Below are 13,116 nucleotides of genomic sequence, written 5' to 3' on the forward strand. Positions count from 1 at the left end.
TCGGCCTGAACGTCTATGACAACTGCTGTACCTTCCTCGTTTGTGTAGGTGTACTGCCCATTGCCGTTGGCGTCTTTAACTAAGGTGGTAACAATATTCAGCTGTTCGATTTCAATAAAAACAAAATTATCTTGACTATCGTACAACTTCAATAATCCATCTTCAACAACAAAACTTTTATTACCAGGTAATTCCCATTCTTTACGATCTAGATCTGTCAATAATCGATGCCAACTCGCATCTTTCCAATAGTAATAACCAGGTTGCAATTCATTATTTGTTGTTGTATTATACACTAACAAACTTTCAACATTTCCGTTTTCAATTGTTTTTGTGTCAGACGCACCTTTTAAAGGTACTTGAGGAATAAGAACCCCTCTATTGTCAGACGATATTTCAAGTTGAGCAGATAGATTAGGAGTACCCGTACCTATTCCAACTTGAGCATACGACATTGCCCCAGTACAAAAAGCACTGAGTAAAATCCATCTTTTTTTCATGTGGTTCGTGATTTAGATTATATGTTTTCTTATGTATTACATTGCTATGATAATAAATTCACTGCGTCTGTTTACCTGATGTTCCGAAGCAGTACAAGGAACACCATTTTCACATTGGTTCAACAATTGAGTTTCACCATATCCTTTACCTGTCAAGCGACTAGGATCAATCCCTTGTCCAATCATCCATTGTACTGTTGCTTGAGCACGACGATCAGACAGTTTAGTATTATAGGCATCATTTCCTCTACTATCAGTATGCGAACGAACATCAATTTTCATGGTAGGATATTCTTTCAGCACTTCGACGATTTTCATCAGTTCAATCGCCGCATCTTTGCGGATAGTGGATTGATCAAAATCAAAATGAATGGGTTGTAATTGGAGTCGTTTAAATAAATCATCCTGTAATCCCAATGGTTTTTCTGATTTCTCCAATCCGATATTCACTGTTTTAGCACCAGGTTCTCGATTGACATTAAAGACAACTTCAACCGTATTGTAGGCATTTTTCTCTGCTTTGATGCGATATTTAACCCCACAAGCTAGAGAGGTGGTGCGATAAAATCCTTTACTATCTGTATATAGGGTATCCGATTTTTGATAGAACGCATCAGAAACAACTACTAATGCACTAGATAATAACTCATTAGTATCTTTATCATAAATAATTCCCTCAAGTATTTGCATGCATGGTTTTTCTACTAAGAAATAGATATCATCCGTTCCTTTTCCGCCGGCGCGATTTGAGCTGACAAAACCTTTATTTTGCTTGGTATCGAGATAAAATCCAAAGTCGTCCAAGCTACTGTTAATTGGAGTGCCCATATTCACTACAGGACCGAAACTTCCATTAGGATAGAGTTTGGCAACAAAAACATCCAATCCTCCTAAACCGGGGTGTCCGTCAGAGAAGAAATACAATTGAAAATCGGAGGAGATAAAAGGAAAACTCTCTCTACCTTCAGTATTAATGGCTTTACCGAGGTTTTCTATCGTTCCATATCCCCCATTTTCATATAGAGCTACACGATATAAATCGGATTGTCCGATTGTACCCTGGCGATCAGAAGAAAAGTACAGCCATTTATCATCTGGTGTTAAAGCTGGATGGGCTGTATTAAAATTATCCGAATTAAATGGTAATTCCTCTACCTGTCCCCACGACCCATCCAACTGTTTAACAGCTTTATATAATTTCAACAGCGATGTTTTATCCTTGTTTTGTTTGCTTTTGCCACTTGGCTTCGCATTATTTCGCGTGAAGTACATGGTATTCCCGTCTTGTGTAAATACGGCTGTTGCATCATTGACATCAGAATTAATCTCTGGAGCGAATAACACTGGTTCTTCGAATCCGTTTTGACCAATTGTCGAGCTGTACAAACTAGTGTAACTCTCATTAGTCCAGGCGTGAATTTGGTTTGCCCGTTGGTGATCCCTTGCTCGAGCAGAGGTAAACACAAATTGATTGCCCAATAGAGTTGCACCATAATCGGAATAACTCGTATTAAAATCCAACAGCTTTATATCATAGCGATCGGAACGATTTTCAATATGGGTGAGATAATCTCGGTTTTTGTTATATAAAACTGAGCGAGAATCTTGTTGTTCAAGCAAAGAGAATTGATCCATTAGTTGCTGCGCTTTCGGATAATCCTGAACAGCCTTTAATGATTGTGCATAGCGATAATAGTATTCCGAAGGCAATTTGGAAGTATTTTTATCTTCATAATTGCCTTCAAACAACTCGGCATACCACTTATGAGCTTCTACTAATTTACCATTGAAGTAATACGCATCGGCTAAATTTTGTAGGATAGAGGTATTGACATAGCCATTTTCTGCCATGCGTTCGTAAATTTTAATAGCGTCAACATAGGCTAAGCGATCAAAATTTTTATCCGCTTGTTTTTCTTTTCTAGCTTGACTATATGCTGTTGTAGTGACACTAAGGGTGAGGCAGACCATTCCTGCTTGTAGTAATTTTCTAATCATACTGCATTGTTTTAGAAGAATCTCGGTGCTGCCACCCGCTTAAAGCTGTTGAACAACGTAAATCGAAGGAAGACTTCATGTGAGCCTGAGTTATATCGCGCTAATTTTGAAGTTTCAGCATCGTAGCTGTATCCGACTAAGATATTTTCAGATACTTGAAAACCAACCATTCCACTAACAGCGGCATCCCATCGGTAGGCAACTCCAGCAGTAAATTTGTCAACAAACATAAAATTGGCAGTTAGGTCGACTTGTAAGGGAGAGCCTTGCTCCATTTTGATCAAAGTAGCTGGTTTAAACTTAATATCTCGATTCAGATCAAAAACATAACCCCCAGTTAGATAGACGTGCATTTTTTCTCTGAGTGTTTTGAGGTTGTTATCATCATAACGCGAACGCGTAAGTAAGGTAGGAATGGACAAACCTACATAGGCTTTGTCTGAGTACAAAAACAATCCAGCGCCTATATTTGGAGTAAATTCGTTACTAACATCCTCTTCCGCTACAGGATCGGTTGGATGATAGATGCTCAATTTACTGTAATTAACATCGAGTAAATTGGCAGATCCTTTCAAACCAAATGCAAGTTTATAGCTGTAATTCAAATCGATAGCATAAGATAAATCTACCGCAAGTGTATTGTCATCCATCACTCCGAGGTGATCATTAACAAAACTAACGCCTAATCCTAAACCAGATTCTCCTAGAGGCGTAGTCATCGAAAGGGTTGCCGTTTTAGGAGCCCCTTCTAATCCTACCCATTGAGTGCGGTATAAACCGAAGATATTCAGTCCTTCCCTACTTCCAGCATAAGCTGGATTAATCATGGAGTGATTATACATATAATGGGTATATTGTGGATCTTGTTGGGCCTGAATTGGCGTCGTGCAAAACAAACCTACACTTCCAAGAATCATTATTTTGATTGTACTTCCTATTCTCATTTTACGTGGGTTTAATTAGTCTCTAAATGCAAATTCGCGGCTTTCTTAATCATGCGACTACCATGTTGATCGGTATATTCGTAAGTCACTATATAATAATAGGTTCCACTAGGTAGTTTTTTACTTTTATCTACTGTAATTTTACCTCCTGAATAGCCGTTAAATACATTGGTACTGCCGTCTCCATTTGGGTCATAGCCCGTAGTTTCATACACTTTTACCCCCCATCGGTTGTAAACTTCAACGCGGTTATTGGGGTATTTTTTGATATTATCAATAATAAAGTAATCGTTTTTGCCATCTCCGTCAGGTGTTACCAAGTTGTAAATTACCACGTCTCCTTCCAAAATCCAGTCTTGTTTAACTGTCCCTAAGGTAAAATAGCCAAAGTCTTTAATTGCGATAGGAGTTGTAATCCTTTTTGTAGACATATCCACTACGCCCCCCTCATCAACCCAAAGCTGTTTTTGTTCATCCCAGCGAACAATGTGCAGTTCACTTTCTGGATCTTTTAGCAATTCGGCAGGTGTTGTACGATCATCCCAGCTTAGACTTAGTATTACCGTATGTTCATTTCCTGTTTTGCCGTTCAATCGCCAATATTCATTTGTATTTAGCAACTGAACGACACCAGCTGTATTTTTATGTGTCTCAAAAAAAGGAATATCATTGTGGTAATACTCAGCTAAAACAACAGCTTTGACATTGTCTGGAGCTTCGATAAAAGCAGGGCGATAATACGTTTCTTTCCCGATTGGAAATTCAAAACCATCCCGACCTACTTTTTCCACTTCCCCATCGACGAAACTGTGATCGCCAACATTCTTATGTTGCGCATTAGGCATAAAACTCATCATCCCGGTAGACAATCCTTGTTCTTTTATAGTGGGATCTATTTTTATGATCCCCTTTTTAAAATGTGCAGAACCATAGATATCTATATTATTTTGCAAGTTAAAGGCAACCCCTTCCCATTCGCTATCAAATTCCACATTATAAAAGGAAGTTAAACCTCCCCCTTTGATTTGTTTGGCTTGCGTATCCTTATGCACCACAAAATAGGTAGAAGATGTTTTCTTGGTGGGTGTTAAGCCGTAATATCCCTCATTCGAGAAATTTTTATAAAAAATCACTTCACCATCATTAACGACATCCCCTTTTTCGGTATTGACAAAATCAAATCGCGTGGAGAGCTTTGTTTCAGGGCGAACCGTCAATACTCCTGTATTAATAAGCTGTGTTTTTTCAGATTCTTCTTGTCCATAGGATAAACATGGAACACTGACGAGCAGTAAAAAGGTAAATTTTAGATAATGCTGCTTCATAAAATTTCAATTTTAAAGGTTTGTATTCCCTTTTATTTTCTAGCCGTACAGCTTGCACCCAGCCGATAAACAATTAGTAAAATATCTCTTAATTTAAAATACTTATGTCTTAAATTTCACTTAAAATTAAATAAAAAAATCAGGATAAAAAATATTTTAAAAAAACACAAGGCTTATTTTTTTAATAATAACATTAAATTATATATGTTTTTTAACCAAAAAATAAGATAAATAAATATTTAATATCATTTTTTAACGAAAAAAATCACATATAGATCAAAATTATAATATTATGATAATTTCATTTATTTTTAAAAAAAGTAAACAAGTAGAAATAAACCAGTTTAACCAGGTCTATAAAAAAAAGCTCCCAAGAAGTAGGTACTTCTTGGGAGCTTTTGTGCTAATTTATTTGTGTTTTTTCCTATTTATGAGCGAGAGTCATTTCTCTTTTTCCAGGTGGTCCTGCTACGATTTCAAGGGTAAATCCTGCAGCGATCATATTTTTTTTAATAACGCTTCTACAAGCATAAGTAACTAACATCCCGCCTTCTTTTAGACTATCATACGCTTTTTGAAAGATCTCTACTGTCCATAAATGCGGTTGATATTGATAGCCAAAAACGTCGAAATAGACCAAGTCGAAGTAATTGGTTTTGACTGCTACATCTTCGAAAGTTGCGTGAATCTTTTGTACGGTTACCTGCGTATGCAAGGCGAGTTCTACATCCCAAATAGCCTCGTGTAAAGCTGAAAAAAGAGATTGCCCTTCTTGAAATTCCGGTAAAAGAGAAGGAAAGGTTAACACACTATATTCTTCTTTTGTCAAGGGAAAGGCTTCGATTGCGTGATAAACGACTTTTTTTTGTAGGGGAACTAAGGTCGCCATGGTCAAAAAAGCATTTAATCCTGTTCCTAAACCAAATTCTAAGACTTTTACTTCCTCTTGTTTAATAAATCGCATTAACCCCTGCTCAATGTAGACGTGTTTAGATTCTTGTATTGCGCCGTGAATCGAGTGGTAAGTTTCTCCCCAATCTTCTACTTCTAAGGAATGTGACCCATCTGAGGTAACAATAATTTTTCTCTTCATTGAATTAAGGAATCAATAATTTTTTAATTCTGGGAATCGGACCTCCGCATTTCTTTTGATGACAACTTAAACAAGCTTCTACAATGGCATTGAACTTTTCTTTGGTTTGGTGGTTGGGATCTGCATAAAAAGCTTCTTCCACCTGAATAAAAGCCCGAGCTTGTGTTTCAAAAAACAGATCTCTATCGGTAGGATCTGTCATAACCGCTGTTAATAAACGTTGATGTAAACTCGGCATACTGTCTGTGATTGACATCCCAGCCAGTATGCGATCGCGAATACGCTTATTATCAACGTGCATTTGCTCCATTAATACAGCCATTTCAGAAAGCTCATACAGCTCAAATGTGTTGCTTTTTTGCTGTGCTGTCGGCGTTTGATCGAGGTGATCGTCCTTGCTCGTTTGTTTTTTTACCTGCTGACAGCTGACGCTTCCACACAAGAGCAATAAGAGTATGGTGAATCGAATCATCTTTTAGTTTCTATTTGACAATTGCAATACCGTCTGCTTCAAAAGCATAGGTTACATTAGGCTCTGTAATAGCAGCTATTTCGTCTTCGCTCTTTCCTGCATCTTTCGCATAGTGCTTTAATTCATCTATTGAAACTACAGACACAAAAGCTTTTCCTTGCATCACAACCTCATGACCTCCTGCGTTCATTGGTGCAAAAAAACCATAGTCTTTAAAACGGACAAAGCTACTTTTATCTTGATCCAACGCTACTTGCATCCAACAACCTTTCTTTTGACAGACTTCCTTAATAGTAGAAGTAAAGGATACGCGTAGTGTATCTCCTTCTTTCAATTGATCAAATGCTTTTCCCATGGCTTCTTTAGTCCATACTTCTTGATTGGCATCCAGCGCTTGTCCAAAAGTTTCATATTCTTTTTCAATTGCGGAGATTACAGGTGCTGTTTCGCTAGTGGCCTCCTGTTTTTTTGCGCAACTAACAGTCAATAAAGCTGCTAATCCTAGTGTTAGTCCAACGTATTTCATGAATTTCTGTTAAAATTTTTAATTGCTCAAAGATAAGTAAAAAACAAAGTGAAATACATAAACTATTGCAGCTGTACTTCCTTTTCAAACACCTAACAATCTGGTGATTCAGGCGAAAAAAACAGAGGTAATTTAGGTTAGACAACCAACATACTTAGAGCAAATCCCTGCTATTAACACAGCAGTATATCACTTATAATCAAGGTAAAACACCTTGTTCTATTTTTATTTTTTAACATCCACTTTATCCTATTAAAATACAAAAAGTTAAAAATACCCTAGGACAGCATATTTCGATTCAGTTACTTCAACTTCTTGATATGTTCTAGTTCTAAAACGTCCCAGCCACAACCATCGCCTAAACCAATCGAATTGCTATAGAACACATAAAGCACTTTTATCGCTAAGCCTTTTATATTCCCGGCAAAAAATAGTAACATTTACTGTTGAGTTTAAAAAAAATCAAGCATAAAAGAATCATTTATTCACTAATCAACAGTTACCCAAGAAAAAAGAGTTTCTCACTAAATCAAAAAAATAAACTAAAAACAAAGAGTTTACACAAACAAATTCAAAGTATTCTATATTTTCTCAAGTTTTTTTTTGATAATACAAAATTTTATTCAGCTACGTAATTATTCTTTAAATTAAATTGATAAATAGTGAGTTTTTTTGCTATTTTTGTAAGGCAGTATTTTAAAAAATACAGTGTATACGTTTTAATTTATACAACAACAACTTTTAAAAAAACACTATAAAATGAGTTTAGAAACAAAATTTGAACTTTCTATTGAAAAAATAGAAAAGTCTAGAGTCGATTCAATTGATTTCGAGAATGTAAAATTTGGATCTATTTTCACGGATCATATGTTGGTTTGTCATTATAAAGATGGTAAATGGGGACAAGTGGAAATCAAACCTTATGGGCCGATGAGTTTTGCTCCTTCAATTAATGTTTTCCACTACGGACAAGCGATTTTTGAAGGGATGAAAGCATACAAAGACGATAATGATGATGTATGGTTATTCCGACCACGCGAAAATTGGGCGCGTTTTAATAAGTCTGCAGAGCGTATGGCTATGCCACACATTGATGAAGAAAGATTTATTGACGGTTTAAAAGCACTATTAGATTTAGATAGAGAATGGGTAAGAAAAGGACAAGGAAACTCGTTGTACTTACGTCCATTTATGGTTGGAACACACGAAGGTGTTGTTGCTGGTCCATCTAGCGAATTTATGTTCTGTATTATCTGTTCTCCTGCACGTACGTATTACTCAGGGAAAGTAAAAGTACAAATTGCAGAACACTACAGCCGCGCAGCAAATGGTGGTGTTGGATACACAAAATGTTCTGGAAACTACGGTGGGCAATTCTACCCTACGCAATTAGCTCAAAAAGAAGGATACCAACAAGTAATCTGGACAGATGATGCTACCCATACAAAATTAGAGGAAGCTGGGACAATGAACGTATTCTTCAGAATTGGAGATACTTTAATCACAGCCCCTACTAGTGAGCGTATCTTAGATGGTGTTACAAGAAAAAGTTTAATCGACATTGCCAAAAGCAAGGGAATCAATGTAGAAGTAAGATCCATCGTTGTACAAGAATTACTGGATGCACATGCTAAAGGTGAACTATTAGAAATCTTTGGTGCTGGAACTGCAGTAACAATCGGACAAATCGAAGGTTTTGCTTACCAACAAAAATACTACGAGTTACCAAATGTAACAGATGAAAATTCTTACGCTATTATGCTGAAAACTAACCTACAAGGTATTCAACAAAAAGCAATTGAAGATACTTTCAACTGGACTGAAAAAATATAAATACCCTTTTGGGATACATTTTATAAAACGGCAGTGATCCTGCCGTTTTTTTATGCTCTAAATTGAAGGTTTTTACTTATTTTTGCTAAAATCTTTATTATGTTTACAACTGGGCAAATTCAATTCGCAGCTTTCTTTATTATCACATTTACGATTATTCTAATCATTATGTACCGTAAAGATCTTAATCTCCACCGCAAATACTACAAAAATAGACTGTGGATCTTACTCGCGTTTTTAGCCTTTATTGGTTCGCTATTCATCCTAAAGAACGTACTTAAATAATATTTAACCCTAGGTGTCTACTGCTAACTATGAAAATCCTTAAGTATTTCCTGCTTCTCGTTACTTTGCTATGCATTTCGCTAGTGGTTTTTGTATTAACACAAAGTGGTAATTTCAAAATCACAAAATCATTTGAACTTGACGCCCCTCAACCCATTGTATACCGATACATACAAGATTTAAACAATTGGAACGATTGGATTGAAACAGAAAATAATACCAACGGAGTATACAGTATCACCCTACCAAAAATTGGCGTTTACCAAATTCGAAAAGAATACGAAAAACCATACGACAGTATTTCACAAGATATCCTGTACGACAACAAATTGTCCAATATCATTTGGAAATTTCACCCTCAAGGACAAAAGACAAAAGTTGATTTTACTTTCGAAGGTTCCATTGACTTAAAAACGAAAATACTAACTTTCTTCTCTGGATCTCCAGATAAAGTGGTTGGCTCTTCCCTGGATAATAGCATCAACGCTTTGATTGTTTTCTTTATTAAACAGTATAGAGAATATGATCTAACAACTTCAGGTACTGCTAAAAGAAATACTTTTGACTATATCTACCTCGATAGCACAGCAGATTATACCGATATTAAAGCAACAATTGAAGCTCTACATACACAACTTACGGATTTTTGTACTGTCAATAAAATTAAGGTTGAACCAATACCATTGCTTTTGTTTGACAACAACCCTTTGACGGAAAACTTAGCGTTTCAATTTGGTTTTAAACTACAAGATTCTATTTTCTTAAATGAAGTGGAAAGAGTAAAACAAGGAACTTTAGTAGCCAGTGACTATTTTGAGAGCACGGTTGTAGGATACTATTCTCACCTGCCAAAAGCACTGAAAGAGATTCGTATAGTGGTTGATAAATCAGACGTTTTCACCTCTAATCCGGCTCAAAAAATGTTGATTGAATTAAATCAATCTTCCCTAAATAATCGCTTGCCTTCAACATGGAAAACAACAGTTCTCCTTCCTGTAACGCAAAACCAACAACCAATAACCCTTCAAAATCAAGCCTATACCACGGGTTATTCCACCGAAAATGATAGTATAAAACCGCGTAAGCGCACCTATAAACCTCCAGTGGAAACAACAATACCTGTTGTAGCGCCCAAAGAGGAACAAAAACATACAACTGTAGATACAACTACTGCATCCTAAAAATAAAAAAGAGGCTGTCTAAAAAGCCTAAAAAACAAAATCCCGCCTTTTTTAGACGGGATTTTTTTATTGTTTGTTCCGATCGCGCAGATTTTTGTTTTTACATGAATTTAGACGAAAAAGAAGTGTTTAGTTTCTTGCAGTAAATCGATAAAGGGGGTTGGATTTTGTTCGAGTCTTGTTCGAGTCTTGTTCGAGTCAGCTTCGGTAAATCGGGGTTAAACCCCCGTAAATACACAGGTTTACCGAAGAAGACCCGAACAAAAGCAAAACAAAACTAAATAAACAACTGAATAACAACTATTTGTGTTGTTTATTAAAGGAAAAACAATCCCTTTTGTGCTTTTTTATTCCCAATAATGGAAAAACACGTAAGGGTGTATTTCAGGTTAATTTCGACTGATGTAGTTTTGTAACGTATTCGTGCAGCACCTGAATAGAACAGAACGATTGTAAAAAAAAGTAATCCACGCAATCGGAATAGCTAAAGGGACGAATTGCCCGCCTCGATCAGAGTTTAACATTCGTTTTACTTGCAAGAATAATTAATCAAAGAAAAAAGTCCCGTTTTATACCATACAAAGAGGGTGTCCTTTTGGGACACCCTCTTTTTTATTTGCACCTTATTTTTCACGCCCTATAATAGCGTTTTGGCATAAGCTAAATCTTCTGGTGTATCAATACCAACCCCCGCATGCTGGGTAATTGCCATTTTAATGCGTTTCCCATATTCTAAATAACGCAACTGTTCTAACTTTTCAGTAGCTTCTAAAAATTTCATGGGCCAAGTCGTGAATTCTAACAAAGCTTCACGTCTAAATGCGTAAACTCCAATATGTTGATAGTATTGAACTTTGGTGTCTTTGTCTCTTGGATAAGGAATAACTGAACGCGAAAAATACAAGGCAAGCTGTTGCTCATCGACCACTACTTTAACATTGTTCGGATTTTCTATACGTTCCCAATCGTCAATTGGCGTCATCAAAGACGCTAAATCGATCTGTTTCTCCTGATCTGCTTTAAAAATTTCAATTAATTTCTCAAGGTTATCCTTATTGACAAAAGGCTCATCTCCTTGTACGTTAATAACAATATCTGCCTCAATTCCTTCAACTGCTTCTGCTATTCGATCACTGCCGCTTTCATGCTCCTTTATACTGCGCACAACACGACCGCCATAATACTGAATTTCATCGAAAATCAAAGGCGAATCGGTAACGACAAATACCTCGTCAAATAGTCCTGTTTCAACCGTAGCTTCGTACGTTCGTCGAATAATTGTTTTACCGCCTAACTCCTGCATTAATTTTGCAGGGAAACGCGTAGAGGCATAACGTGCCGGAATAACAGCAATTACTTTCATACTAGTTCTATTATTTTCAATCAAAGATAAGGGATTTCGCGAATCTCTTCCAAGAATATCGCCTTGTTTTATCCCAAGTTTTACTCCAAATACGCGTCCACATCCTCTTCAAAATACTCCTCTTGAAAACCAATTAAATACAATTTACTCTTGGCACGCGTAATTGCTGTATACAACCAACGCACATAGTCTTGATTTATTCCCTCTGGTAAATACGGCTGTTCAATAAAAACCGTTTCCCACTGTCCACCTTGCGACTTATGGCAGGTAACGGCATAGGAAAATTTCACTTGTAGCGCATTAAAGTATTCGTTTTCTTTTACCTTCTGATTCTTTTTATACTTGGAAATTTCATCCTCATAATCCAGAAGTACTTCTTGATACAAGCGATTGCTCTCTTCATAAGTCAACGCTGGCGATTCACTGCTTAACGTATCTAAAAGAATAACTGTATCAAACGGAGTCATCTCATCATAATCAATCATGCGAATGCGCACGGATGCGAATCGAAAACCGTATAGCTCAACTGTTTTATAAATTTGTAGAATTTCGATAATATCTCCATTGGCTAAAAAGTCCGTTACCGTTGAATCTTTTAACCAGTAGTAATTGTTTTTAACAACCATCAATAAATCTCCAGCTGCTACTTCGCTCTCTCGATCTAAAATACGCATTCTGATTTGTTGATTATACGCATTGGCGCGTTTATTTGAACGAACAATAAACATCGTTTCCTCTGGTCCTGCATTGGAATAAGAAGATAGAATAGCATCTTGAATGTCATAGCTATCAGTTAGACGAATAATATCCTTAAACCCGTATAAATTGAACTGAAACGTATCCATAAAATGAGAGTCCAACAACATACGCAGTTCCGTTGCATTATATAGAATACCCGAATCCTCCTCTTGACGCATCACCTCATCCAATTCGATGTGATGAATCGGCATATTGTAATGAAAGCTCAATTGATCGGTATCCAAAGCGGGGCTAACCGTCATATTGATCGGAGGAAGCTGTGCTACATCTCCAATTAAAATCAACTTACAATTTTGTCCCGTATAAACGTAGTAAATCAAATCATCCAATAAGGATCCATGGGGATACATACTGCTGTCTCCTGCTGAACCATCGCCAATCATCGAGGCTTCATCCACAATAAAAATCGTGTTTTTATGCTTGTTTTGTCGCATCGTATATTGCATTCCCCCTCCATTTTTTAACGGCTTCGGATAATATATATACTTGTGAATCGTAAAGGCTGGACGCTGTGCATAACTGCTAATCACCTTAGCTGCTCGCCCTGTAGGTGCAAGCATAACTGCATATTTTTGGATCGAACGCAATTGATTTACTACAACCGACAACAAGGTCGTTTTTCCCGTACCCGCATATCCTTTCAAAACAAATAACTCATCCTGCTGATCCTTCGTAATAAACTCTGCTATTTTCTGTAAGAAAATATCTTGTTTTAACGTGAGTTCATACGGAAATTGATGTCGTAATACTTTATAAAATTCAGTTCCTCTCATGCTAGTTTTCTCCAAAATACACCTAAAACACCAAAGATACTAAGCTTTTTAGCCCAAGACTAAT

Annotated in this window: 13 protein-coding genes; 3 read left to right on the plus strand and 10 right to left on the minus strand. The window is 36.7% G+C overall.

Translation table 11 applies throughout. From position 1 onward, the window contains the following. The 8 genes from HX062_RS11775 to HX062_RS11810 all read right to left on the minus strand — a co-directional run. Positions 1 to 500, minus strand: a 500-nt coding sequence (locus HX062_RS11775) for a phage tail-like protein (protein ID WP_502888506.1), incomplete at its 3' end; no start/stop codon positions are given. 36 nt (positions 501 to 536) lie between these two features. Further along, entirely contained in the window at positions 537 to 2,498 is a 1,962-nt protein-coding gene (locus tag HX062_RS11780; RefSeq protein ID WP_286467551.1) for an OmpA family protein, read from the minus strand. Positions 2,499 to 2,509: 11 nt separating this feature from the next. After that, positions 2,510 to 3,442: a PorP/SprF family type IX secretion system membrane protein gene (locus tag HX062_RS11785; RefSeq protein ID WP_430530247.1), complete on the minus strand. Its 933-nt coding sequence runs from the start codon at positions 3,440 to 3,442 to the stop codon at positions 2,510 to 2,512. A gap of 11 nt (positions 3,443 to 3,453) precedes the next feature. Further along, on the minus strand, positions 3,454 to 4,767 hold the full coding sequence (locus tag HX062_RS11790) for a T9SS type B sorting domain-containing protein (RefSeq protein WP_286467553.1): 1,314 nt from the start codon (positions 4,765 to 4,767) through the stop codon (positions 3,454 to 3,456). Between the two features lie 424 nt (positions 4,768 to 5,191). Next, the gene (gene mnmC2, locus HX062_RS11795) at positions 5,192 to 5,860 is read right to left on the minus strand and encodes a tRNA (5-methylaminomethyl-2-thiouridine)(34)-methyltransferase MnmC2 (RefSeq protein ID WP_286467554.1); all 669 of its coding nucleotides are present in this window, start codon (positions 5,858 to 5,860) and stop codon (positions 5,192 to 5,194) included. 4 nt (positions 5,861 to 5,864) lie between these two features. Next, positions 5,865 to 6,332 carry a hypothetical protein gene (locus HX062_RS11800; RefSeq protein ID WP_286467556.1) on the minus strand — a complete coding sequence of 156 codons (468 nt, stop codon included), beginning with the start codon at positions 6,330 to 6,332 and terminating at the stop codon, positions 5,865 to 5,867. Between the two features lie 10 nt (positions 6,333 to 6,342). After that, positions 6,343 to 6,858: a DUF4920 domain-containing protein gene (locus HX062_RS11805; protein ID WP_286467557.1), complete on the minus strand. Its 516-nt coding sequence runs from the start codon at positions 6,856 to 6,858 to the stop codon at positions 6,343 to 6,345. Positions 6,859 to 7,160: 302 nt separating this feature from the next. Further along, entirely contained in the window at positions 7,161 to 7,298 is a 138-nt protein-coding gene (locus HX062_RS11810; protein WP_182626893.1) for a hypothetical protein, read from the minus strand. Positions 7,299 to 7,617: 319 nt separating this feature from the next. Between HX062_RS11810 and HX062_RS11815 the strand changes: the two genes are divergently transcribed. From HX062_RS11815 to HX062_RS11825, 3 genes are all read left to right on the plus strand, one after another. Further along, entirely contained in the window at positions 7,618 to 8,691 is a 1,074-nt protein-coding gene (locus HX062_RS11815; RefSeq protein WP_182626895.1) for a branched-chain amino acid aminotransferase, read from the plus strand. 99 nt (positions 8,692 to 8,790) lie between these two features. After that, positions 8,791 to 8,976, plus strand: a complete 186-nt coding sequence (locus HX062_RS11820) for a hypothetical protein (RefSeq protein WP_182626897.1) — start codon at positions 8,791 to 8,793, stop codon at positions 8,974 to 8,976. Between the two features lie 29 nt (positions 8,977 to 9,005). After that, positions 9,006 to 10,157 carry an SRPBCC family protein gene (locus HX062_RS11825; protein WP_286467558.1) on the plus strand — a complete coding sequence of 384 codons (1,152 nt, stop codon included), beginning with the start codon at positions 9,006 to 9,008 and terminating at the stop codon, positions 10,155 to 10,157. A 637-nt stretch (positions 10,158 to 10,794) separates the two neighbouring features. Here HX062_RS11825 and kdsB read toward each other — a convergent pair. Continuing rightward, a complete protein-coding gene (kdsB, locus tag HX062_RS11830) occupies positions 10,795 to 11,520 on the minus strand; it encodes a 3-deoxy-manno-octulosonate cytidylyltransferase (RefSeq protein WP_286467560.1) in 726 nt (241 codons plus the stop codon). An 80-nt stretch (positions 11,521 to 11,600) separates the two neighbouring features. Continuing rightward, positions 11,601 to 13,052, minus strand: a complete 1,452-nt coding sequence (locus HX062_RS11835; protein ID WP_182626901.1) for an ATP-dependent DNA helicase — start codon at positions 13,050 to 13,052, stop codon at positions 11,601 to 11,603. Between the last annotated feature and the right edge of the window lie 64 nt (positions 13,053 to 13,116).

Origin of the sequence: Myroides sp. DF42-4-2, assembly GCF_030326445.1 — a bacterium.
In the GTDB taxonomy this organism is placed as follows: Bacteria; Bacteroidota; Bacteroidia; order Flavobacteriales; family Flavobacteriaceae; genus Flavobacterium.